This window comes from Leifsonia sp. NPDC058248 (assembly GCF_042881905.1).
Lineage (GTDB): Bacteria > Actinomycetota > Actinomycetes > Actinomycetales > Microbacteriaceae > Leifsonia.
The window spans coordinates 201,608-222,636 of sequence record NZ_JBHVXB010000002.1; the positions used below are offsets into that span (position 1 = coordinate 201,608).

At 68.7% G+C, this 21,029-nt stretch carries 24 protein-coding genes and 1 tRNA gene; 20 read left to right on the forward strand and 5 right to left on the reverse strand.

From position 1 onward, the window contains the following. Positions 1–13 precede the first annotated feature (13 nt). Positions 14–86, forward strand: a tRNA-Val gene (locus tag ACFVV5_RS04075). Here ACFVV5_RS04075 and ACFVV5_RS04080 read toward each other — a convergent pair. Continuing rightward, complete coding sequence (locus ACFVV5_RS04080) at positions 46–783, reverse strand: TetR/AcrR family transcriptional regulator C-terminal domain-containing protein (RefSeq protein ID WP_387240099.1); 738 nt, start codon at positions 781–783, stop codon at positions 46–48. The two genes, ACFVV5_RS04075 and ACFVV5_RS04080, sit on opposite strands and share 41 nt — an antisense overlap. 124 nt (positions 784–907) lie before the next feature. Here ACFVV5_RS04080 and ACFVV5_RS04085 point away from each other — a divergent pair, with 124 nt between their 5' ends. The 6 genes from ACFVV5_RS04085 (at position 908) to ACFVV5_RS04110 (ending at position 6,731) form a co-directional block, all read left to right on the forward strand. Further along, positions 908–1,330 carry a DUF805 domain-containing protein gene (locus ACFVV5_RS04085; RefSeq protein ID WP_387239360.1) on the forward strand — a complete coding sequence of 141 codons (423 nt, stop codon included), beginning with the start codon at positions 908–910 and terminating at the stop codon, positions 1,328–1,330. A gap of 14 nt (positions 1,331–1,344) precedes the next feature. After that, positions 1,345–2,100, forward strand: a complete 756-nt coding sequence (locus ACFVV5_RS04090) for a DUF4386 domain-containing protein (protein ID WP_387239362.1) — start codon at positions 1,345–1,347, stop codon at positions 2,098–2,100. Between the two features lie 46 nt (positions 2,101–2,146). Next, the gene (locus ACFVV5_RS04095) at positions 2,147–3,808 is read left to right on the forward strand and encodes a LuxR C-terminal-related transcriptional regulator (RefSeq protein ID WP_387239365.1); all 1,662 of its coding nucleotides are present in this window, start codon (positions 2,147–2,149) and stop codon (positions 3,806–3,808) included. A 90-nt stretch (positions 3,809–3,898) separates the two neighbouring features. After that, the gene (locus tag ACFVV5_RS04100; protein ID WP_387239368.1) at positions 3,899–5,068 is read left to right on the forward strand and encodes a flavin-containing monooxygenase; all 1,170 of its coding nucleotides are present in this window, start codon (positions 3,899–3,901) and stop codon (positions 5,066–5,068) included. Positions 5,069–5,171: 103 nt separating this feature from the next. After that, entirely contained in the window at positions 5,172–6,239 is a 1,068-nt protein-coding gene (locus ACFVV5_RS04105; RefSeq protein ID WP_387239371.1) for a zinc-ribbon domain-containing protein, read from the forward strand. A gap of 72 nt (positions 6,240–6,311) precedes the next feature. Continuing rightward, entirely contained in the window at positions 6,312–6,731 is a 420-nt protein-coding gene (locus ACFVV5_RS04110; RefSeq protein WP_387239374.1) for a VOC family protein, read from the forward strand. Here the strand turns inward: ACFVV5_RS04110 and ACFVV5_RS04115 are convergent, their stop codons facing one another. Next, positions 6,732–7,469 (reverse strand): M23 family metallopeptidase, encoded by a 738-nt coding sequence (locus tag ACFVV5_RS04115; RefSeq protein WP_387239377.1) that lies wholly within the window; start codon positions 7,467–7,469, stop codon positions 6,732–6,734. Positions 7,470–7,644: 175 nt separating this feature from the next. Here ACFVV5_RS04115 and ACFVV5_RS04120 point away from each other — a divergent pair, with 175 nt between their 5' ends. From ACFVV5_RS04120 to ACFVV5_RS04135, 4 genes are all read left to right on the forward strand, one after another. After that, a complete protein-coding gene (locus ACFVV5_RS04120) occupies positions 7,645–8,157 on the forward strand; it encodes a universal stress protein (protein WP_387239379.1) in 513 nt (170 codons plus the stop codon). A gap of 84 nt (positions 8,158–8,241) precedes the next feature. After that, complete coding sequence (locus tag ACFVV5_RS04125) at positions 8,242–8,796, forward strand: isochorismatase family protein (RefSeq protein WP_387239382.1); 555 nt, start codon at positions 8,242–8,244, stop codon at positions 8,794–8,796. 111 nt (positions 8,797–8,907) lie between these two features. Then, complete coding sequence (locus tag ACFVV5_RS04130) at positions 8,908–9,327, forward strand: YciI family protein (protein WP_387239385.1); 420 nt, start codon at positions 8,908–8,910, stop codon at positions 9,325–9,327. Positions 9,328–9,362: 35 nt separating this feature from the next. Further along, the gene (locus ACFVV5_RS04135) at positions 9,363–10,562 is read left to right on the forward strand and encodes an RNA polymerase sigma factor (RefSeq protein ID WP_387240102.1); all 1,200 of its coding nucleotides are present in this window, start codon (positions 9,363–9,365) and stop codon (positions 10,560–10,562) included. A gap of 23 nt (positions 10,563–10,585) precedes the next feature. Here the strand turns inward: ACFVV5_RS04135 and ACFVV5_RS04140 are convergent, their stop codons facing one another. Beyond that, the gene (locus ACFVV5_RS04140; RefSeq protein ID WP_387239387.1) at positions 10,586–11,464 is read right to left on the reverse strand and encodes an alpha/beta fold hydrolase; all 879 of its coding nucleotides are present in this window, start codon (positions 11,462–11,464) and stop codon (positions 10,586–10,588) included. A gap of 83 nt (positions 11,465–11,547) precedes the next feature. Here ACFVV5_RS04140 and ACFVV5_RS04145 point away from each other — a divergent pair, with 83 nt between their 5' ends. Then, positions 11,548–12,534 carry a squalene cyclase gene (locus tag ACFVV5_RS04145; protein WP_387239390.1) on the forward strand — a complete coding sequence of 329 codons (987 nt, stop codon included), beginning with the start codon at positions 11,548–11,550 and terminating at the stop codon, positions 12,532–12,534. Here ACFVV5_RS04145 and ACFVV5_RS04150 read toward each other — a convergent pair. Continuing rightward, on the reverse strand, positions 12,528–13,193 hold the full coding sequence (locus tag ACFVV5_RS04150; RefSeq protein ID WP_387239393.1) for an SDR family oxidoreductase: 666 nt from the start codon (positions 13,191–13,193) through the stop codon (positions 12,528–12,530). The two genes, ACFVV5_RS04145 and ACFVV5_RS04150, sit on opposite strands and share 7 nt — an antisense overlap. A 176-nt stretch (positions 13,194–13,369) precedes the next feature. Next, positions 13,370–13,492: a hypothetical protein gene (locus tag ACFVV5_RS04155; protein ID WP_387239396.1), complete on the reverse strand. Its 123-nt coding sequence runs from the start codon at positions 13,490–13,492 to the stop codon at positions 13,370–13,372. Between the two features lie 277 nt (positions 13,493–13,769). Between ACFVV5_RS04155 and ACFVV5_RS04160 the strand changes: the two genes are divergently transcribed. The 8 genes from ACFVV5_RS04160 to ACFVV5_RS04195 all read left to right on the forward strand — a co-directional run bounded on the left by ACFVV5_RS04160 (position 13,770) and on the right by ACFVV5_RS04195 (position 21,022). Continuing rightward, positions 13,770–14,522: an ABC transporter ATP-binding protein gene (locus ACFVV5_RS04160; RefSeq protein WP_387239399.1), complete on the forward strand. Its 753-nt coding sequence runs from the start codon at positions 13,770–13,772 to the stop codon at positions 14,520–14,522. After that, positions 14,519–15,286 carry an ABC transporter permease gene (locus ACFVV5_RS04165; RefSeq protein ID WP_387239402.1) on the forward strand — a complete coding sequence of 256 codons (768 nt, stop codon included), beginning with the start codon at positions 14,519–14,521 and terminating at the stop codon, positions 15,284–15,286. Before ACFVV5_RS04160 ends, ACFVV5_RS04165 begins: the two co-directional genes overlap by 4 nt. Positions 15,287–15,365: 79 nt before the next feature. Continuing rightward, on the forward strand, positions 15,366–15,923 hold the full coding sequence (locus ACFVV5_RS04170) for a GNAT family N-acetyltransferase (RefSeq protein WP_387239404.1): 558 nt from the start codon (positions 15,366–15,368) through the stop codon (positions 15,921–15,923). Between the two features lie 35 nt (positions 15,924–15,958). Continuing rightward, positions 15,959–16,603 carry a dihydrofolate reductase family protein gene (locus ACFVV5_RS04175; RefSeq protein WP_387240105.1) on the forward strand — a complete coding sequence of 215 codons (645 nt, stop codon included), beginning with the start codon at positions 15,959–15,961 and terminating at the stop codon, positions 16,601–16,603. A gap of 1,070 nt (positions 16,604–17,673) precedes the next feature. Continuing rightward, positions 17,674–17,985 carry a putative quinol monooxygenase gene (locus tag ACFVV5_RS04180; protein ID WP_387239406.1) on the forward strand — a complete coding sequence of 104 codons (312 nt, stop codon included), beginning with the start codon at positions 17,674–17,676 and terminating at the stop codon, positions 17,983–17,985. A gap of 356 nt (positions 17,986–18,341) precedes the next feature. Beyond that, the gene (locus ACFVV5_RS04185) at positions 18,342–18,692 is read left to right on the forward strand and encodes a GntR family transcriptional regulator (RefSeq protein WP_387239410.1); all 351 of its coding nucleotides are present in this window, start codon (positions 18,342–18,344) and stop codon (positions 18,690–18,692) included. Continuing rightward, on the forward strand, positions 18,689–19,654 hold the full coding sequence (locus ACFVV5_RS04190; protein WP_387239412.1) for a hypothetical protein: 966 nt from the start codon (positions 18,689–18,691) through the stop codon (positions 19,652–19,654). The genes ACFVV5_RS04185 and ACFVV5_RS04190 overlap by 4 nt, the downstream gene beginning before the upstream one ends. 789 nt (positions 19,655–20,443) lie before the next feature. Next, complete coding sequence (locus ACFVV5_RS04195) at positions 20,444–21,022, forward strand: GNAT family N-acetyltransferase (protein WP_387239415.1); 579 nt, start codon at positions 20,444–20,446, stop codon at positions 21,020–21,022. Positions 21,023–21,029: the final 7 nt, after the last annotated feature.

Here is a 21,029-nt window from a genome sequence, read left to right on the forward strand (position 1 = left end):
CTTCAGCGGTGAGGGGCCTTTAGCTCAGCTGGTAGAGCGCCACGTTTACACCGTGGATGTCATCGGTTCGATCCCGGTAGGGCCCACTGCAGCGTCCGGTGTGATCCATTCGGGCCGCAGTCGTTCGATGCCGTCGAGCAGCAGGTCGAGCCCGATCGCGAACTCGGCGGCGTGGTCGTAGCCCGTCGTGGCGAGCTCGGTGACGACCTCGATGAGGAACGGATACTCGGCGGCGGCGACTTCGGCCGACGGTTGCCGGTCCAGGGTCTGCTGCGCCACCGTCCCGGACTCCTCCGGGGTGTCGAAGGGGAGCGTCCTCTCCTGCAGGGCGTAGCCGTACGTGTAGCTGTCGAGCGCGGTGTACGTGTGGATCGCCGTCCGGAACGAGAACCCCGCCTGGCGGAGGCACCCCATGACGGCGTTGTGGTGACGCAGATTGGCCGGGCCGGGTCGCATCCGGGACTCCATCTGGCCGACGGCCCAGCGATGCCGGGCGAGGGCTTCGCGCATGGAGACGGCACGCCGCCGCATGGCCGACCTCCAGTCGGGGCCGCCGGTGGGCATCTCCACCTCGCTGAAGATGATGTCGACCATGCCGTCGAGCAGTTCTTCCTTGTTGGCCACGTGCTTGTAGAGCGCCATCGGCACCACGCCCAACTCGTGCGAGAGCGTGCGCATGGTGAGGCCCTCGATCCCGGCCTGATCGGCGAGGGAGACGGCCGTGCGGAGCACCAGGCCCTTGTTGAGGCGAACCCGGCGGGGCGCCTCGTGTTGCGGCGTCATCGTGGCGGCCTCCCTGTTCGACCCGGCGCACTTCCGTGCTCAGGTGTTGACAAGTGTACGTTATACACCTACCGTTGCCGTATCGAGTGTACGCCGTACACCCACGATTCGGGAGCGTTCCGCCATGACCTTCTTTCAAGCGATCGACAACGGATTCCGGCGGTATGCCGACTTCCCGGGCCGAGCGGGCCGGCCGGAGTTCTGGTGGTGGATCCTGTTCACCGCGCTCGTCAGCGGAGCCCTCAACGCGATCCCCGCGCTGACCATCCGACTGCCGGACGGCGGAGTGATCGTCGGTCCGTCGATCGGCAACACGCTCGGCGCGATCTGGGGGATCGTCATCCTCGTGCCCACGCTCGCACTGATCGTCCGGCGCCTCCGCGACGCCGGCTTCGGCTGGGGCCACGTGTTCTGGCTCCTCGTCCCGATCGCCGGGCTCGTCGTCCTCGCCGTGCTCTGCGCGCAGCCGACCAAGCTGTACGCGCAGCAGCATCCGGCACCTCCGGCTCCGCCGGCACCTCCGGCACCGCCGGCCACGCAACGCTGATCAGAGGATCCGACATGACCTCAACCAGAAAGACGGCGCTCATCGCCGGAGTGCTGTTCATCATCACCATCGTCCTCTCCATCCCCGGGGCGCTCCTCTACGGGCCGCTCCTGAACGACCCGGACTACATCACCGGCTCCGGCGCCGACACGCAGATCGCCCTCGGCGCGTTCCTGGAGATCGGGGTCGCCATCGCCAACATCGGCACCGCCGTCGTGCTGTTCCCGATCCTCCGACGCCAGAACGAGGCGGTCGCCCTCGGTTACGTCGCGTCGCGGATCGTCGAATCCACGCTCATCGCCGTCGGCATCCTGAGCCTGCTCTCGGTGGTCAGCCTCCGACAGGACTTCGCCGCTGGCGACGGGGCGGATGCCGCCTCGTTCCTCGGAGCGGGAGACGCGCTGATCGCACTCCACGCCTGGACCTTCCTGCTCGGTCCCGGACTGCTCGCCGCCAGCACCGGCGTGCTGCTGGGCTACCTGATGTTCAGCTCCCGGCTGGTCCCGCGCTGGATGGCCCTCCTCGGCCTCGTGGGCGGCCCGATCATCTTCCTCTCCGGGATCGCGGTGCTGTTCGGTGTGTACGACCAGGTCTCCGTCTGGTCGGGACTCGCGACAGCCCTCGAGTTCGCCTGGGAGGCGTCGCTCGGCGTGTACCTCATCGTCAAGGGCTTCCGGCCGTCTCCGATCCTCCGCGAGGCGGAGGCTGCAGCCGAGGCCAAGGCCGCGGCCAGGGCCGCCGCTGGTCGCGTGCCCCAGGCGGCACTCTGACACCGGTCCCTTCCGCCGTCAGGACGGGGAGGGGATAATCGCAGCTATGCCGTCCATTGCGGCGCTCGACGCTCTGGCGAACGCACGCACTGCGTTCGCCGATCGACGGTGGGACGACGCCTTCGTGCTGCTCTCCGCCGCGGATCGCGAACGCCCGCTCGACCTCGCCGACCTCGAGCTCTACGGGAAGTCGGCGTCGCTCACGGCGCGGGACGACGAGGCCTTCGCCATCCTTGAGCGCGGCTACGACCAGTGCCTGGCCGCCGGTGACGAGAAGGGTGCCGCCGGTTGTGCCTTCTGGCTGGGCTTCCGGATGTCGTCGCTCGGCGAGCAGGGACGCGCGGGAGGGTGGCTCGCACGCTCCGCCGTCCTCGTCGACCACCTCGGCGACTGCGCCGAGCGCGGCTACCTCCTGGTCCCGCGCATCCACCAGGAGCTCCGCGTCCACCACACCGAGGCCGCCTACGAGCTCGCCCAGGAGGCCGCAGCCTGCGGCGACCGGTTCGGGGAGGCCGACCTCTCGGCACTGGCGCGACAGCTCGGCGGGCGCGCGCGCATCGAACAGGGCGACGTCGCCGGAGGGATGCGCCTGCTCGACGAAGCCATGCTCGTCGCCACCACCGGCACCGTCACGGAACTCGGCCGGGGGCTCGTCTACTGCTCGGTCATCGGATGCTGTCAGCGGGTCTTCGCCGTCGACCGGGCACGCGAATGGTCCGACGTGCTCGACTCGTGGTGCGCCTCGCAGGCGCAGCTGGGCATCTTCAACGGGACCTGCCGGGTGCACCGCGCCGAGCTGCTCCGATTCGGCGGGGCCTGGGCGGCGGCCCTCGACGAGGCGCAACTCGTGGCGGCCGGGATGAAGGCCGACGAACGCGAGCGGGCGGCAGCGACGTACGAGGAGGCGGAGATCCGCCGGCTCCGGGGCGAGCTGCAGAAGGCGGAAGACCTCTACGAGCACACGAGCCGGCGCGGCGTGGACCCGCAGCCCGGCCTCGCGCTGCTGCGGTTGGCCCAGGGCGACGTCGCGCGGGCGGCCGGGGCGATCCGCCGGGCATCCGGAACGTCGGGCAGCGACCTCGGGCGCATGCGGTTCCTGCCGGCGGCCGTCGAGATCCTGCTCGCCGCGGGCGCGACGGCGGAGGCGGAGGATGCGGCGGCCGAGCTCTCCCGGATCGCCGCGGCGTACGGGACCCCCGTGCTCGACGCGCTCGCCCAGGATGCGGCGGGACGCGTGCTCCTCGGCTCGGGGGAGGCGGCGAGCGCCGTGCCGCGGCTGACCGACGCCCTCGAAGCGTGGCTGGAGCTGGGCGCTCCCTATGCCGCCGCGCGGGTGCGGGCACTACTCGCCGAGGCCTTCGCGTCGCTCGGCGACAGCGAGGGCGCCCGGCAGCAACGGGATGCAGCGAGCGCGGTCTTCACCGAGCTCGGAGCGGCGACCGACCTGGCGGCCCTCCGGTCGAGCGAAGTCGCCCTCAGCGGGGGCGACGCCGACCACGGCCCGACCGGCGGCGCCCTGAGCACCCGCGAACTGCAGGTGCTCCGCCTCGCGGCCACCGGACGCACCAACAAGGAGATCGCGACCGACCTCGGCCTCAGCCCGCGCACGGTCGACCGGCACATCGGCAACCTGCTCGCGAAGCTGGGCGTCCCCTCTCGCGCCGCCGCGACGGCGTACGCCTACGAGCACGACCTCATCCGCCGCTGATCCGACTGGGTGGGAATACCCACTCCGGATGCCCGCCCCACGGCGCATTCTGCCGAAGCGCGCTCGGCGCCGCCGCCGTAGCGTTCGACCATGAACACCGAACAGAGCATCGACACCCTCGTCATCGGCGGCGGCCAGGCCGGCCTCTCCGTCTCGTATCACCTGCGCAAACGGGGCGTCGAGCACCTGGTCCTCGACGCGGCTCCGCACATCGGCGACGCCTGGCGCAACCGCTGGGACAGCCTCCGGCTCTTCACTCCTGCCCGCTACGACGGGCTCGACGGTCTGCCCTTCCCCGGTAACAAGGGCGCCTGGCCGACCAAGGACGCGATGGCCGACTACCTCGCCGCCTATGCGGCGCGCTTCGACCTCCCGGTGCTGAGCGGCAGGCGGGTGGACGAGCTGAGCGTCGCCGAGAGCGACAGCGGCGGCTTCCGCTTCGTCGCGCGCTGCGGCGACGAGACCTTCCGGGCTCGCCGGGTCGTGGTCGCGATGTCCAACTACCAGGTGCCGCGTCGCCCCGCCTTCGCCGCCGGCCTGAGCCAGAGCATCCGGCAGCTGCACGCGGGGGAGTACCGCAATCCCGGCCAGCTCGCGCCCGGACCGGTGCTGCTCGTCGGAGCGGGCAATTCGGGAGCCGAGATCGCGAACGAGCTCGCCGCGACCCATCCCGTCATCGTCGCCGGCCCGAGCACCGGAGACATCCCCGGGTCCTTCACGAGCTTCGTCAGCCGCCACATCGTCGTGCACATCCTCAACGGGATCGTCTTCAACCACGTGATGTCGGTCGGCACCCCGATGGGACGCAAGGCGCGACCGCGGATCATGGCCGCCGGCGTGCCGCTGATCCGGGTGAAGTCCCGCGACCTGGCACGTCTCGGGGTGCACCGCGCAGGCCGGGTCACCGGTGTCGAGAACGGAATGCCCGTCGTCGACGGGGCGACCCTCGAAGTCGCCGACGTCATCTGGTGCACCGGGTTCGCACCGGGCTTCGAGTGGCTCCGGATGCCCGTGCTCGACGACCGCGGCGAGCCGGCCCACGAGCTCGGCATCGTCGCCTCCGTGCCCGGGCTGTACTTCGTCGGCCTGCACTTCCTGACGTCGATGTCCTCGGCGATGGTGCACGGGGTGGGACGGGATGCCGCACGCATCGCCGCGCTGATCGCCGGGACGCCGACAAGCTTGGAGCCCGCTGCGCCCGCTGAGACCGAGACCGCCGAGACCGGTCGTGAGGCCCGGCCGCTCGGCGCCGCCCGCTGACGGTGAGGTGCTCGGGCGCCGCGCGGCTTCCGGATGACGGTGGTCGCGCCTAACCTGGCTGGCGCGGGCGCAGCGGGCGGCCCGCCCTGACAGGAGTGGAAGCGTGGCCGAGAGCGTCGAGCAGTGGTGGGCGCGCCGGAGCTGGTCGAAAGGTGTCGACGTACCGTACGCCGTCGGGCAGTACCGCAGCGAATGGGAGCGGTACCCGGTGCTCATCCGGCAGTACCATCCCGACCTCAACCACGGGCTGGTGCTCAGCCAGGTCCCTCCGGCCGCCGAGGTGTACCTGGTGTGGGAGTGCGACGCCGGGCATCGGTTCGTGGCCACCCCGGCCGAGCAGCGATCCCGCCCCGGCGGCTCGCGGCGCCGGTCGACCTGGTGCCCCGACTGCGCCGTGCTCGCCACCGGCCGCCGCGTGAGCCTTCCGCAACCGGATGCCGGCAGCTACGTCTGCGGGCACCCTCGCGACCCGCGACGCATCGAGAGCGAGCCCGGCGACGACCGCTGCTATCTGTGTCGGCGGCTCGACACGGCCCGGCTGACACGGGAAGAACTGGTGACGATGGCGGCCCCGCGCTCCCGCGCCGCGGTCTCGAACGAGACCGGCACGACGACACGTCATTCCTGGCAGTGCGATCGGGGACATCCGTCGTACGAGGCGACGGTCGAGCGCATCCTGAGTGGTCGACGCTGTCCGGTGTGCCGGCACGCGAGCGCCGGGGCGGATGCCGTGCCGGTCGGCGAGGCGTTCGTCAGCCGGTGGGCGCCCGCTGCGGCCTCGGCGGCGGAGCCGGAGCTCCGGCGCCGGCTGGCCGAGGCCCTCGACGTGGAACTGGGCATGAACGCCGTCCGCGTGGCGCGGCCGCTCTTCTCCCACCTGGAGGTCTGGCCCGACATCATCGTCCCGGAGCTGCGCGTCGCGATCGAGTACGACACCACCGGCCGTGACGGCCTCGAACACGTCGGACGACGCGAGGGGACCGACCGCAAGAAGGATCGCCTGCTCCGTGCAGCAGGCTGGGAAGTGGTGCGCGTCCGGTGCGGGAAGCTGCAGCCGATCGGGCCGTTCGACGTGACGGCGGCCGGAGTGTCGGCGGCTCTCGTGGAGCGCATCGTCGACCGTCTCGGAGACATCCGCGGAGAGCTGATCGTCGGCGCGTATCGCCGCTGAAAACTGCACTCGTGCAGCGTCGGTGGCCGTGAGTAGTGTGAAACCACATCCGCTCACGAGGAGGAGTACATCATGGTTTCACGGCTCAACCCTTACCTGAATTTCCGCGGTTCCGCTCGGGAGGCGATGGCCTTCTATCAGTCCGTGTTCGGTGGCTCACTCGAGAGCAACACGTTCGCGGAATTCAACGTCAGCGACGACCCGTCCGAGAGCGATCAGATAATGCACTCGCAGCTGACCACCCCCAGCGGCTTCGTGATCATGGCCGCCGACGTGCCGAAGAAGATGGACCTCAAGGAGGGATCCCAGCTGTCCATCTCACTCAGCGGCGACGACGAGGCCGAGCTCACCGGCTACTGGCAGAAGCTCATCGACGGCGGCACGGTGGTCGAGCCGCTCGCAAAGGCACCATGGGGCGACAGCTTCGGCATGACGGTCGACCGCTTCGGAATCGCCTGGCTGGTCAACATCTCGGGCACGCCTGCAGCCTGATCAGGTCGCGTGAGCGTGCAGCCACGCGAGCGGGTCGACTGCCGCACCGCCGCCGGGGTGCACCTCGAAGTGCAGGTGCGCGCCGGTCGAGACCCCGGTGTCGCCGACGGAAGCGATCTGCTGTCCGGCGGCGACCCGCTGCCCGGGCGCGACGACGACCGAGCCGACAGCGAGGTGGCAGTAGACCGTGGAGAACGGAGCGCCGTTCTGCCTGTGGTCGATCGTGATGTTCACGCCACAGCCACCGGAATCCGTGGTCACCGTCTCGCGGACGACGCCGGCGGCCGCCGAGTGCACGGGTGTTCCTAATCCCGGATCGAAGTCGACGCCCTGGTGATTCGATGAAGCTCCCGCGGTGGGCGCCACCCGGGCGCCGAAGCCGTCGGAGACCGCGGCGCCCGCGCCGACCGGCCAGACCACGCGCGGCGGTGGCGGCGGGAGCGGCACGTGACGCACCGTTGCGGTGTCCCTCGCGACGTTCGGCGTCTCCACAGCCGTGTCGACCTCGAGGGACTGTCGCGTGACGGGCGCAGCACTCGACTCGCCGGCAGCGGCAGTGAACACGACGCTGGCCTGAGCAGGCGCTCCGGCTGCGCCGGCGAGCAGACCGCCCACAGCGAGACCGACGAGCAGTCGCCGGCCCAGGCCGCTGAAGCGATCGCGCCCCATGTCGCTGCCGCCGTTCGACGCTCGGCGCAGCCGGACGGCTCCTGCACGAGAGGCGCGGCGAAAGGGCATCGTTCTCCAGGGTCAGTGGGGGAGGGGTGTGGGGGAGTGAGGGAGACATCAGCGCCTCGACCTCGTTCCATTCTAAAATATCGAGTTTGCGCGAATGCTGTGTGCGCCCATCCGGGGACCACTCACCGTCGTGCGCACTCTTGTCCACAACCGAGTGCGAGCCCCACAATGAGGCATGACGGAGTCACGGTGGTCCGGGCCGGTACTGGTGGGGGTGTATCCCGGCCAGTCGGCGACGGTGGTGATCGAAGCCGCAGCGCTCGCGGGTGAGCTGCGGAGACCTCTGCTCTGCGCGTACGTCGGCATCGACAGCTACCTCACCGAGTGGGAGAGCGGTGATCGGCGCATCCACGAATCGCTTCATCCCGCCGATCTCGACGCCGCCGACGACCGGGTGTCTCTCGAGCTGGCGAGCGCGATCACGACGGCGCTCGACGGCGCGGCCCAGCTGGAACACGGGTGGTCGTTGCGCATCCTGGCCGGTGATCCGAGTCAGGCGCTGGCCCGAGCCGCGGAGGAAGTGGATGCACGGATCGTGGTCGTCGGCACGCACGGCGCCGGCCCCGCTCACGCCATCGAGGCCTGGCTGTCCGGCGCGGTGGCCGTCCACCTGAGCAGAACGCTGACGCGGCCGGTGGTCGTCGTGCCGGTCGGACACGAGCAGCGGGGGAGCGCATCACTCGCGTGACCCGGGCGTGGCTGGAGGATGACACTCGGCGAGGGTGGGAGTAACGTCGCGGTCGCCGGAAAGCTGCTCAGAGAGGAGAGCCCGATGACCACCCTGCCCGACCGGCCCAACACCGCATTGCTGGTGCTCGACGTCCAGAACGGCGTCGTCGCCGAGGCCTACGAACGCGATGCCGTCGTCGCCAATGTTGCCACGTTGGTCGAGAGCGCGCGCGAACACGACGTGCCGATCGTCTGGGTGCAGCACTCCGACGAAGAGCTCGAAAAGGGGAGCGACGCCTGGCAGTACGTGCCGGAACTGACCCGGCGCGACGCCGAGCCGCTGGTCCACAAGCGCTACGCGGACGCGTTCGAGGACACCGACCTCGAGGCCGCCCTGGCCGACGCGGCCGTCGGGCGGCTGATCGTGGCCGGCGCGCAGACGGATGAGTGCATCCGGTCGACGATCCACGGTGCGTTCGTGCGCGGCTACGACGTGACGCTGATCGGCGACGCCCATACGACGGAAGACCTGAGCCCGTGGGGCGCTCCGCCGCCAGACAAGGTCATCGCCCACACCAACCTCTACTGGCAGAACCACGCGGCGCCCGGCCGCACCGCGGCGGTCACCACGACGACGGAGCTGACGTTCGGCGACTGAGATCCTCTGGCGCCCTCCGAAGAAATTCTGCCGGGATGTCGATCGGCGATTCCCTCGCACGACCTTGGAGTGAGAGGGTCGAAGGGCACCCTCCAGACCAAGGAGCACATCATGGCCAAGTACATGCTGATCATGCGATCGACCGACGAGGCGTTCGCGAAGTTCGAGAACCTCTCGTTCGGAGACATCCTCGACGCGATGGGCAGATTCAACGACGAACTCATCCGCGCCGGTGTCCTGCTGGCCGCCGAGGGACTCTCGCCCGCGAACGAGGGAGTGGTGGTCGACTTCACCGCCGAGGCTCCCGTCGTGACGGACGGCCCCTACGGCGAGACCAAGGAGCTGTTCAACGGCTACTACATCCTCGACGTCGCGTCGCAGGAGGAGGCCGTCGAGTGGGCCAAGCGCATGCCGTACTCCGACGGTTCGAAAGTCGAGATCCGTCGGGTGCCGACCATCGACGAATTCCCCCAGGACAACGTGTGGATCCAGAAGGAGCGCGCCTGGCGCCAGGAGACCGGCCAGCTGTGAGCGAAGCGAGACGCGCCGTCGAGGCGGTGTGGCGGATGGAGTCCGCCCGCATCGTCGGCGCGCTCGCCCGCTACACCCGGGACTTCGCGCTGGCGGAGGATGTGGCTCAGGAAGCCCTCGCGGAGGCGCTGGTCGGGTGGGAGACCGGCGGCGTTCCGGACAATCCGACCACCTGGTTGCTGGCGGTCGGGAGGCGCCGAGCGATCGACGCGTTCCGGCGGCGGTCGGGCCGGGACGAACGCTACGCGCTGCTCGCGCGAGATCTCGACGAGTCGACGCCGGGCGCGGATGTCCTCTTCGATCCCGATGCCATCGACGACGACGTCCTGACGCTGATGTTCACCGCCTGCCATCCGGTGCTGTCGAAGGAGGCGCGGATCGCGCTGACGCTCCGGGTCGTGGGCGGCCTGACCAGTGACGAGATCGCCAAGGCGTTCCTCGTGCCGGTCTCGACGGTGCAGGCCAGGATCACGCGTGCCAAGAAGACCCTCGCCGCCGCACAGGTGCCGTTCGCCGTTCCCGAGCCGCGTGAGCGCGCCGAGCGCCTGGGTTCGGTGCTGAGCGTCGTCTACCTGATCTTCACGGAGGGGTCGTCGGCGTCCGGCGGGGAGGAGTGGATCCGGTCCGACCTCGCGCAGGAGGCTCGACGACTGGCACGGGTGCTCACGCGACTCGCCCCCGAGCCGGAGGTGTTCGGCCTGCTCGCACTGCTGGAGCTGACCGCCGCCCGGTTCCCGGCACGACTCGACGAACACGGCAGGCCCGTACTGCTGGAGGAACAGGACCGCCGCCGATGGGACCGGTCGGCGATCAGGCGCGGCCGCGCAGCGCTCGCACGGGAGGTCGCCGCCGGGCGCGGTCTCGGCCCGTACGGGCTTCAGGCCTCGATCGCCGAATGTCACGCGCTGGCGCCGTCGGTGGGGGAGACCGACTGGGACCGCATCGTCCTGCTGTACGAGGCGCTCGGGCAGATCGCCCCGTCACCGGTCGTCGACCTCAACCGCGCCGTGGCCGTCGCCATGGCCTCGGGCCCGGCATCCGGATTGCAGATGGTGGATGAGATCAGGGAGCGCGACGGGCTCACCGAGACGCACCTGCTACCGGCCGTGCGGGCAGAGCTGCTGGCTCGCCTCGGTCGCCGGAGCGAGGCGCGCGAGGAGTATCTGCGTGCCGCGGCCTTGTGCGGCAATGCCGCCGAGCGCGGCATCCTGGAGGCGAAGGCCGCCCAGTACTAGCCCCTCAGACCGCGATCCTCCCGTCACGTCCCGGTCTTCGGGCGCGGGTGGAGGGCTCCCCGGTGCACCTCGAACAAGCGCGAATGGCCGGGCGAATCGGGGTCGTCGAAGATCGGCTGATCCGCCATGAACAACCGGATGATGTGGGCGAGCTCGCCGGGATGGCTGAAGTTGATCGCGTGCGCCGCCCCCTCGATCATCACCACCAGGACGTGGTTGTCGGTGCGCGAGGCGATCTCCTTCACCCGTGCCGGGCCCGGCATCAGCGGATCGCGGTCGCCGATGACCACCAGGGTGGGAATCTGCAACGCGAGCAGGCGTTCGAGCGACGGGTACCGGGTGAGCGCGCGGAACATCTTGACCGTGCTGGGAACGCCGAAGCGCAGGTAGTCCGGGGTCGCCACTCTCATCAGCTTCGGCGGCTCTCGGCGACCGTCGCGGGTGAGCTGTGCGATCGCCCGCCGCAACGGCTGGTTGTTCACTCCGCCGGCGGGAGAGACCAGCACCGCACGGTCGAGCCGCTCGGGATAGTGGTACGCGAACTCGCAGATGACCGGACAGCCCATCGAGTTGCCGACCAGTGTGACCGTGTCGATCCCGCGGTCGTCGAGGAACCGCGCCGCGGCGTGCGCGAGGTCGGGCACGTCGAGAGGCTCGGACGGCTTTCCGCTCCGCCCGAAGCCGGGCAGGTCGGGCACGAGGGTGTGGAATTCGTTCCGAAGCAGCGAATCGGTCGGGAGCAGATAGCGCCCCGACAGGCCGAAGCCGTGCAGATGCATCATGGCCGGGGCATCCGGAGGCTCTGGGGACTCGCGATAGAAGACGTCGACGCCGTCGATCGTGGTCCACCGTTCGGCCAGTTCCGAGGCCGGGCGCCTCGGAAGTCGCTTTTCCTGCCTCACACCCACAGTGTGTTCCCCGGTCGACGCGGGGTCGTCATCCGCAAAGGATGATCATGTCGTCGTCCGGTGGTAGCCTGCCGTCGATGGCCATCGACCCCGCCCTCCTCGACTGGATGCTCGACGCCGATCCGGCGCTGCGCTGGCAGGTCGAGCGCGACCTCGCAGGCGCGCCGCCGGAGGTGTGGGAGGCGACCAGGGCCCGGATCGCGACCGAGGGTTTCGGAGCGCGCCTGCTCGCGCTCCAGGATCCCGACGGGCAGTGGGCGGGCGGTGCGTACTTCCCGAAAGACTTCGACTTCCACGGCCCGGAGGCGGCCGAGGGTGCTGGGCAGCCCTACACAGCGACGACGTGGATGCTCAACTCGCTCCGCGAGTGGGGACTCGACCCCGGCGCACTCTCCGGCACGGCCGACCTCCTCGCCGCGAACAGCCGCTGGGAGTACGACGACCTGCCCTACTGGGGCGGCGAGGTCGACTGCTGCATCAACGGGTACACGCTCGCCAACGGGGTCTGGCTCGGCGCCGATGTCTCGGAGCTCGCCCAGTGGTTCGTCGATCACCGGCTGGCCGACGGCGGCTGGAACTGCGAGTGGGTCGAGGGCTCGACCCGCTCATCGTTCCACTCCACGCTCAACTCCCTGAAGGGCCTGGCCTCTTACGAGGCAGCGACCGGCGGAAGCGAAGCCCTCCGCGCGGCGCGTCGAGGAGGGGAGGAGTACCTGCTCGAGCGACGGCTGCTGCGCACTCTGTCGACCGGGGAGCTCGTCGCCCCGTGGGCGACGCACTTCGCCTACCCGTTCCGCTGGTTCTACAGCGCGCTCAAAGCGGTCGACTACTTCCGCGACGCCGCACGGCTCGACGGCGCCGTTCCCGATCCGCGGCTCGAAGAGGCGATCGAGGTGATCCGGGCCGCGCGTCGCCCGGACGGCACGTGGATTCAGGAGCGTCGCCATCCCGGCCGCGTGTGGTTCGAGATCGACGTGCCGGCAGGGGAGCCGTCCCGGTGGCTCACGTTCTACGGAACGCGCGTGCTCGAATGGTGGGATGCGCGCGACCCGGTCGGTCAGTAGACGGCGGAGTATCCGCCGTCGGCATGGAGGAGCTGCCCGCTGACCCAGCGGCCGGCGGGGGAGACGAGGTGGGCGACGTACTCGGCGACGTCCTGCGGTGTGCCGAGTCGTCCCGCGGGCTGGTCGGCCGTAATGGTGGCACGGACGTCGTCGTTCATCCACCCGGTGTCGATCGGCCCGGGGTTGAGGGCGTTCGACGAGATCCCGAGCGGCGCCAGCTCACGCGCGGCCGAGATGACGATCCGGTCGAGCGCGCCCTTGGAGGCGCCGTACGGCAGGTTGCCGGTGGTGTGGTCGCTGGTGAGCGCGACGATCGCCCCGCCGTCCGCCGGGACCTGCCGGGCGAACTCGCGGATGAGCAGCAGGCTCGCACGCGTGTTCACGGCGATGTGCCGATCGAAGCTCTCGACGCTCGTGTCGAGGATCCCGGACTCGACGTCGTAGGCGTGGCTCAGGATGAGCGCCGAGATCGGGCCGTGCGCGGAGCCGACGGATCGGATGAGGGTCGCCGGAGCGGACGGGTCAGACAGGTCGGCGGGGAAGTCGGCGTGGTCGAGGTCGCTGGTCGCGACCGTCCAGCCGTCGGCGACCAGCCTTTTCACGATTCCGGCGGCGATGCTGTTCTCCCGGGCGGTGCCGGTGATCAAGGCGAGGGGCATGCCCACAGGCTATCGGCCACCGAATCGCGGCGCCGCTACCGGGTGTCCCAGCGGAACCAGCGGATGCGTGTCGCCGAGGATGCCTGAAGGCGACCCTGCTTCGGAGAAGGACGATGGCGTCGGCTCGGAGCAGTGACCGCAGGGCCAAGCCCACCGGCGGACGGGCGACGATCGGATCAGTCACGGATCTCACTTCCCGTCAGGCCGATGCCATCGACCGCGGTCCGCTGCCCATAGCTGACCGACAGCTCGTCGACCCGCAATGCCGGCGGTGCTGCGCTTTCGTCGGATTCGCTCATCACCGTCAGTATGGCTGCTCGGGGGCGAGCGCATTCTGTCAATCTTGCTTGCTTTCGCGGGCGGCGGCCGTAGGCGGGGGTGGGGGAGGGCAGCGCGCGCAACAGGTCTATCGTTTGAGGTGGTGCGCCGGGAAGTCTGGTCGGCGGGCGGTCTGTCCGGCCGCTCTGATCGATCGATTGCGAGCGTCGCCATGCCATACGGAACAGCGCCGGCGACCGGTCGCCGACGCTCACCGACGTCCTCTCACCGTTCGCTCGCCCTCGCCAGGGACCCCGGATGAACAGCGTGGCTGAGGGGATGGTGCTGCGATCGGTGAGTCGTACCTACGGGGGAGCCGTCGGAGTACGGACCCTTTCACTCGTCGTGGCTCGCGCTGAGGTGCACGCCCTCGTCGGATTGAACGGTGCCGGAAAGTCGACACTCCTGAAACTGCTGCTCGGGATGCTGCGGCCGGACTCGGGAACCGTGAGCATCGGAGGGGAGGACATCCGGACAGCGGGAGCACGCCTGTGGTCGCGCGTCGGTCAGCTGGTGGAGACCCCCCTGACGTATCCCGAGTTCACCGTCACCGGGAATCTGTTGATGAATGCGGCACTGCACGACGTCGCACCCGGGCGGCGCCGAGCGATGGTGGACACCGCGATCGCGGAGTTCGGACTCGGTGAGTACGCCGACCGGCGGGCGCGCGTCCTCTCCTCGGGCAACCGCCAACGGCTCGGCGTGGCGGCCGCGCTCCAGCACCGGCCCGGCTTCGTCGTGCTCGACGAGCCGACGAACGCGCTGGACCCGGCCGGCACCATCCTGCTGAGGGATGCGCTCCGCAAGCGTGCGGAAGACGGCGCGGCCGTCCTGATCTCGAGCCATCACCTGGACGAAGTCGCTCGTGTGGCCGACCGGATCACGGTGATGAACGCGGGCCGTCTGATCGGACACCTCGACCCGGGCACGGCAGAACTCGAGAAGGCCTTCTTCGCCCTCGTGCTTCATGACGACGAGACGCGAGCAGAGAATCACGGACCGGAACGATGAGGATGCACGGACTCCGGGCAGCCGTCTGGGTGGAAGGTCGCAAGCTGCTCACGGCACGCGTGCCGATCGTCACCGCCATCCTTCTGGTCGCCGGCGTCGCCGCGATCTGCCTGTCCACCACCTTCGCAGCCGCCTCGGGCTCACCCGACTTCGCGGCAAAACTCGGCCCGCTGGTCGCCGAGGGAGGGTGGCCCGGTTATCTCAGCGCAGCCCTGCAGGTCACCGCGGCCGGGAGCGCCGGCGCCTGCGGAATTCTGCTCAGCTGGAGTTTCGGCCGGGAATTCAGCGAAGGCACCGTCTCCGGCCTCTTCGCCCTCCCCGTGTCGCGTCCGGCCATCGCCGCGTCGAAACTGCTCGTCTACCTCCTGTGGTCGATCCTCGCCGCGGCGGCCGTGACGGCCGTCCTCGTCGCGGCCGGCCTGGTCGCCGGTCTCGGCGCGCCGACCGCCTCGGACATCGGTGTCGTCGGCAGGCTCCCGCTCCTGATCGTCCTGACCGCGTGTATGGCGATCCCCGCCGCCTGGATCTCCTCGCTCACCCGAGGGCTTCTCGGAGGCATTGCCGTGACCATCGGGCTCGTGATCAGCGCCCAGGTCCTGGTCTTCGCGGGGTCGGGCCCGTGGTATCCGCCCGCAGCTCCCGCGCTGTGGGCGCTTCAGCCCACCGCGACGAACGGAATCGCGACCGTCATCGGTCTCCTTCTGCCCGCCGCGGCCACGACCCTGACCGTCTTTGCGTGGGGGCGACTCCAGCTCGATCGGTGAAGAACGTCGTCGGCGGGCGGCTGCGACAATCCCGGGACCGGTCGGGGGTGGCGGCTCGACTCGTCGTTAGCATGAGCGCATGGCAGAACTGGAACCCGTCTCCTGGCCACCGGGCCCGCTCAGGACCGAGCGCCTCGTGCTCCGTGGGTCCGAGGCGCGTGACCGCGCAGCCGTCATCGACCTGTTCAGCTCGCCCGAGGTCGGCGCCCACATCGGAGGCCCGCGTCCGCGGGTCGAACTCGAGCGCACGGTGCCCGAGGTGCCTGGGCGGCGGCCCGGTTTTTTCGTCGTCGAGCTCGACGGCACGATGATCGGCATCGTCACGCTCGATCGGCGCGACGCGGAGCATCCGGGTCTCGTGCATCCGGATGCCGGGGAAACTGAGCTCGGCTATCTGTTTCTGCCGCAGGCGTGGGGACGCGGGTACGCCACCGAGGCGTGCGCAGCCGCCCTCCGCTGGTTCGCGGATGCGCTTCCCGGAGAGTCCGTGGTGCTCAGCACTCAGACCGCCAACGACCAGTCGGTGCGCGTCGCCGAAAAGCTGGGGTTCACCGAGGTGGGGCGGTTCGAGCAGTACGGCGCCGAGCAGTGGTTCGGTGCGTGGTCGCCGATCGGCTGGACCGTCGAATCGTTTTGATCGTACGCTGGGCATTCCGGCTTCGTGGAAGGGACATCATGGCGGTACGCATCGACCTCAACCTCTCACTGGATGGCGTCGTCGCGACGACCGACCAGACACCCGAGAATCCGATGGGCGACGACTGGGGACGACTCGTGGAGGCCTACGTCGGCACCAGGACGTTCCGCGAGCGCGTCCTGCACGAGACGACGGGGGAGGGGACGACCGGCGTCGACGACAAATACGCCACGGCGTACTTCGAGAAGGTCGGCGCCGAGATCATGGGCGCAGGGATGTTCGGGCTTCACGCCTTTCCCGACGACCCGGACTGGCGCGGGTGGTGGGGCGAGGAGCCGCCTTTCCGGGGCACCGTGCTCGTGCTGACGCACCGGGAGCGCCCGGCCATCGACTTCGCCAACGGCACGCGCTTCGAGTTCCTCGTCGCCACGCCGGAGGAGGCGCTCGCTCGCGCCCAGGAGCTTTCTAGCGGCGGCGACATCCGGGTCGGCGGGGGAGCGCGTGTCGCGCGTGACTTCCTGCGCGCCGGCCTCGTCGATCGCCTGCATGTGGCGATCACCCCGATCGTCCTCGGCCGCGGCGAGCGGCTCTGGGATGATCTGCGATCGCTCGACCTCGGGTACACCGTCACGTCCGAGGTGGCCGAGAGCGGTGTCATCCACGTCACGTTCGCGCGCTGAGCTCCGCTGTAGGTATCCGCCGGCCCGAGCCATGATGCGAGGAGCGGTCATTTCGTGGGTGGGCAGGCTGTGGTGATCGCCGCCGCCTTCGGCCCATCCATGAGGCCACCGTCGCTCGGGAACCAGTTCTGGTGCGGCCACTCGGCGATGAACTCGGCGCGCGACGGAGCCGGATCGTTTTCGATCCCGTTGGCCGCGTAGCACGGGGCGAGGAACTTCGTCAGATAGTCGTAGAGCCAACCCAGCTGCTGCGGGGTGGGGGGAGAATACGGTCGCTAGGGGTGCTCGACGTTGCAGATGTAGGCCCCGACCGCTTCCTTCTCATCGGTCGCCTCCGCACCCACACTCGTTGGCTTGTCGCGCTTCTGCGCGCCATTCGGGTAACCGTAGGCGGTATTGACGTACCACCTCTTTCCAGTCCTGGTCCGTCCGCGCGATGCGCAGCTGCTCCGTCTGGGCCGCGGTCTGTGGTGCCGGCGCTGGAGATGGTCCGAGATCCGGCATCGGGACGGTGACGGCGGCCGGGATCGACGGCGACGTCGGCGTCGGCGTAGCCGGCGCTCCATCACGAGCTGATGCGGTCGTCGCACACCCCGCAAGGAGCCCAAGAGCTGCAACGAGAACTACGGCACGCGTTGGTTGCGCCGCGCGACCAATCGTCTTCCTCACAAGTCCGCCCTCCAAGACACCGCGAGAGTCAGGCTCGCACGAGCACACAATACGGTCTACCGCGATCCACGCGCTGCATCTCAATGCGAAGCGCTGGTACGCCCGACGCGTCTGGTCAATCATCAGCTACAACAGGGGAGTCGTTCTGGTCGACATTCGCACCCAACGTCCGGGTGGACGTCTGTTAGTGGTGAGAGTGCGTATTCGTGAGCGGCGTATTCTGCGCGGAGAGCGGGAGCCCAGCACGCTCCAGCGACGCGTTCGATCGCGAACGCGGGAGTGGTCCACTCGAGCGCAGGGGCGAGCGAGGAATGACAGACCCGCCGGCCAAGGGGTACCGTCCACCCTGACGCCTCCGGAATTCGGATGACGGGGCGTCCCGACCCGCTAGGGAGAATCACATGGAACTGAAGCTCGGTGTACTGGCGCTGCTCGAAGCGAAGCCCGACAAAGCGGGGGAACTGAAGGAGTTCCTGATCGGCGGCAAAGCCCTGGTCGAGCTCGAGCCGGGAACCCGCACCTGGTATGCCTTCCAGATCGACGAAACGCATTTCGGCATCTTCGACACTTTCGCGAAAGAAGATGCGCGGCAAGCACACCTGAACGGCGCCATTCCCAAGGCTCTCGGCGAGGTGGGTCCGAACCTGCTGGCGAAGGACCCTGAGCTGAGCACCATCGACCTGCTCGCCGTCAAGCACGACAAACACGACTGAGCCTGGCTGTACAAGAGCAACCCAATAGCGGAAAGTGCTGATAGCTCTGTGTGACTGGATAACGGGGTTACCCCTTTCGGATGTATTGCAACTCCGACGCCGCGGAGCCCGTCGCGCTACGCGGTGTCAACTGGTTGACCGTCGAACGGCAAGTTGCTCTAGAGACGCAGGGTAAGCCACTCCTCGTCTACCCTGTACCCGACCGACATGTTCGTTGCCAGGCTTCCCGCGTTCTCGGCGGATCCTCCGGTGCGGAACACGCGTACACCATCGCTGAGTAGCTCTTTCACGCTGGCCGCCTTGCGGCGGCTGAAGAAGTCCCGCAACCTCTCTAGTTGTTCTAGTACAATGGAAATATGTTAATTAGGCTCGATCAGGCGTCATCGATCGGGTTGGCGGAGCAGATTGCCGCCGCCATTCAGCAGAACATTCGGGAGGGCGCTCTCTCGATCGGGGAGAGGTTGCCAGCGGCAAGGGAGTTGGCAGCTGGACTCGGGGTCAACGTTCATACAGCGCTTCGGGCATATTCGATCTTGCGCGCTGCCGGTGTCATCGAGCTTCGTCAGGGACGGGGCGCTCGTGTTTTACCGCCGCCGGATGGGCTCCCGAAAGAGGTCGTCGACGCTATCGACGCGCTCGTTCGGGGTGCAGCCACTCGAGGAGTGTCGCGCCCACAGCTGGTCAGATATCTGGAGGAAATGTCATGATTGGCGACGCGCCGGTTACTCGGATCGGCTTCGTGCGAATGAGTGTTGCCGCGGTATTGGTTACTCTGCCCGTGATCGCGATTGTGTCGTCGTTGCTTGCGTGGTGGCCCACGTTGCCCGCCGAGCTGCCCGCGCAGTGGTCTGGGGACGAAGTGGTTTCGCGCCTGCCAACCTTCTTCTTTGCTGGGACCGCAGTCGTGATTTCTGGTGCTGCCGCGGCGTTCGCCTGGCATGCTGCGCTAAGCCCTCGCAGCTACGAACGCCACCGTCGGGTGTTCTTGATCTCGGGATCAGTCGCGGCCATAACCGCCGCCGTGTGGCTGATCAGCGCCACCGTCGTACGCAACCCTGACCAAGAAATCGGTGCCGCCGGGCTGCTGGCGATTGCCGCCCTGTTCTACGGATTGGTCCCCTTCGCGCTCGCGCCGACAAACTTGCCGGCCGAAGAGGCCGAGGAGCCAGACGAACTCGAGGTGAAGCCCAGCGAGACCCTTGCTTGGTCGCGGACGCAGGTCGTGCCGATCTTTGCCTGGGCTACCGTGATCTGCGTTCTGGCCGCGATCATATTCGGGTACCTGCCACTGATCTTGGCCGGCGTTGAGGCGTCCAATCTAAGCGTCGCGATCGTAACGTCGCTCCTCGCTGTAATGTTCTACGCCGGCGCTCGGATCCGGGTAACCGTGGACCTGCGAGGACTTCGGGCGCTGTCTGCGACCGTCGGGATCCGACTCGTCTCGGTTCGCCTGGCACAGGCAACATCGGCACGCGCGACCAATCTCGAACCGTTGCGCTGGGGCGGCTGGGGCTACCGGGTGGGCCCACGCGGAAAAGCCCTCGTCCTCCGTGGCGGCCCAGCAATCGTCGTCACCCTGCGCGGCGGAGCGGAAGTCGCGGTGACCACCCCGGACGCTGAACAAGCAGTGAGCGTGCTCCGAGCCCTGCAGCGGCGGAACGCTGCATGAGGAAAGCCCGCGACGCACCGCAGCGGCGATTGGAGCCTGACCTGAACACGGCGGCAGCGTGGGCGAACTAACAAATGGAGGAGCGGTGCCGCGGGGTCCCGAGGCTGCTGGTAGAGGTGCACGTCGAAGTCGAGTCGGACGACGAGCTCGACGAACTGACCCGGCGGCGGGAGCTGAACCAGTTCGGCCTGCTGCAGGGCGCTTCGTCGTTCGTGCCTGGCTGACCCTGGCCGACCCGCGGTGACCGCGAGTTGCGGGGGAGTGGCCAAGAGCCCCACTCCCGCCCAAAGCCTGTCGATCGCTGGATCACGCAGTTCTCGTCTGGCGTAGGCCATCGAGGGAAACAAGGGAACTGCAACGTGTCAAAATTCATCGACCGAGCGGCGATTCTCCCGGTCACAGAGTTCGCCCTTCCTGGCCCCCTGCGAGACCAGCTGAACGCTGCGATTCTGGCCGGCACGAAGACGACAACGACCTCTCTCCTGTCCGACTACCAGCGCACGAACGAGCCGCTGCCGAATGTAGGGCACCGCTGTCAGCTGATCGATTCCAGTGGAAGACCGATCGCGATCGTCGATCAGATTGAGTATTCAGTGATGCGAGTGGGGGATACACGATTTTCGGCTATCTGCAGAATTTGCGTATGGCTATGTTACTACTTGACATAATGTGCATTATCAGCGCATCGAATCAGGCCGTAAAATCACTGCCGACGGTACCGTCTACGTGAGTTTCACTCGTTCCAGAGAACAGGCTCCGGAGGCTTTTCACGGATGAGAGGCGCACACCATGGCGGTAACGATCCTCCCGGCGACCGCAGACCGCTGGGAAGACATCGTCCGTGTTTTCGGAATCCGCGGCGACGATCCGTCGTGGTGCTGGTGTCGACGATTCCTCACTCAACCGGACGGCCCGGCAGGCACAGACAATCGCAGCACGCTACGACGGGAAGTCGCCGAAGCTGCGACGCCACCCGGGTTGATCGCCTCCGTCGACGGTGTGCCGGTGGGATGGACCCGGGTCGGCCCGCGCTCCCGGTTCCCCGGCGTCACCAGCAACCGCGCATTGGCCCGGGTGCTGTACGACGATCCTGACGCCTGGTGGGTGACCTGCTTCGCGATCGATGGTCGGCACCGGCGATCGGGAGTCGGCTCTGCCCTTCTCCTGGCGGCCGTCGATTTCGCCCGGGACCACGGCGCGAGCGCTGTCGAAGGGCATCCGGTCGATGTGGCCGGTCTGACGACCGACACCGTGAGCGGCAGCGCTCTCTTCACCGGAACGATGACCATGTACGTGGCGGCAGGATTCGCCGAGATCGCCCGCACCTATCCGACCCGGCCGGTGATGCGACTCCCCCTGGCCCGCTGACGCCGGC

Coding starts and splice junctions, on each gene's coding strand:
- ACFVV5_RS04135 (WP_387240102.1), top strand. CDS start 9,363: ATGGAGTCCGCCCGCATCGTCGGCGCGCTCGCCCGCTACACCCGGGAC.
- ACFVV5_RS04130 (WP_387239385.1), top strand. CDS start 8,908: ATGGCCAAGTACATGCTGATCATGCGATCGACCGACGAGGCGTTCGCG.
- ACFVV5_RS04095 (WP_387239365.1), top strand. CDS start 2,147: ATGCCGTCCATTGCGGCGCTCGACGCTCTGGCGAACGCACGCACTGCG.
- ACFVV5_RS04195 (WP_387239415.1), top strand. CDS start 20,444: ATGGCGGTAACGATCCTCCCGGCGACCGCAGACCGCTGGGAAGACATC.
- ACFVV5_RS04145 (WP_387239390.1), top strand. CDS start 11,548: ATGGCCATCGACCCCGCCCTCCTCGACTGGATGCTCGACGCCGATCCG.
- ACFVV5_RS04090 (WP_387239362.1), top strand. CDS start 1,345: ATGACCTCAACCAGAAAGACGGCGCTCATCGCCGGAGTGCTGTTCATC.
- ACFVV5_RS04160 (WP_387239399.1), top strand. CDS start 13,770: ATGAACAGCGTGGCTGAGGGGATGGTGCTGCGATCGGTGAGTCGTACC.
- ACFVV5_RS04120 (WP_387239379.1), top strand. CDS start 7,645: ATGACGGAGTCACGGTGGTCCGGGCCGGTACTGGTGGGGGTGTATCCC.
- ACFVV5_RS04150 (WP_387239393.1), bottom strand. CDS start 13,193: ATGCCCCTCGCCTTGATCACCGGCACCGCCCGGGAGAACAGCATCGCC.
- ACFVV5_RS04100 (WP_387239368.1), top strand. CDS start 3,899: ATGAACACCGAACAGAGCATCGACACCCTCGTCATCGGCGGCGGCCAG.
- ACFVV5_RS04180 (WP_387239406.1), top strand. CDS start 17,674: ATGGAACTGAAGCTCGGTGTACTGGCGCTGCTCGAAGCGAAGCCCGAC.
- ACFVV5_RS04085 (WP_387239360.1), top strand. CDS start 908: ATGACCTTCTTTCAAGCGATCGACAACGGATTCCGGCGGTATGCCGAC.
- ACFVV5_RS04165 (WP_387239402.1), top strand. CDS start 14,519: ATGAGGATGCACGGACTCCGGGCAGCCGTCTGGGTGGAAGGTCGCAAG.
- ACFVV5_RS04125 (WP_387239382.1), top strand. CDS start 8,242: ATGACCACCCTGCCCGACCGGCCCAACACCGCATTGCTGGTGCTCGAC.
- ACFVV5_RS04190 (WP_387239412.1), top strand. CDS start 18,689: ATGATTGGCGACGCGCCGGTTACTCGGATCGGCTTCGTGCGAATGAGT.
- ACFVV5_RS04185 (WP_387239410.1), top strand. CDS start 18,342: ATGTTAATTAGGCTCGATCAGGCGTCATCGATCGGGTTGGCGGAGCAG.
- ACFVV5_RS04110 (WP_387239374.1), top strand. CDS start 6,312: ATGGTTTCACGGCTCAACCCTTACCTGAATTTCCGCGGTTCCGCTCGG.
- ACFVV5_RS04115 (WP_387239377.1), bottom strand. CDS start 7,469: ATGCCCTTTCGCCGCGCCTCTCGTGCAGGAGCCGTCCGGCTGCGCCGA.
- ACFVV5_RS04155 (WP_387239396.1), bottom strand. CDS start 13,492: ATGAGCGAATCCGACGAAAGCGCAGCACCGCCGGCATTGCGGGTCGAC.
- ACFVV5_RS04080 (WP_387240099.1), bottom strand. CDS start 783: ATGACGCCGCAACACGAGGCGCCCCGCCGGGTTCGCCTCAACAAGGGC.
- ACFVV5_RS04170 (WP_387239404.1), top strand. CDS start 15,366: ATGGCAGAACTGGAACCCGTCTCCTGGCCACCGGGCCCGCTCAGGACC.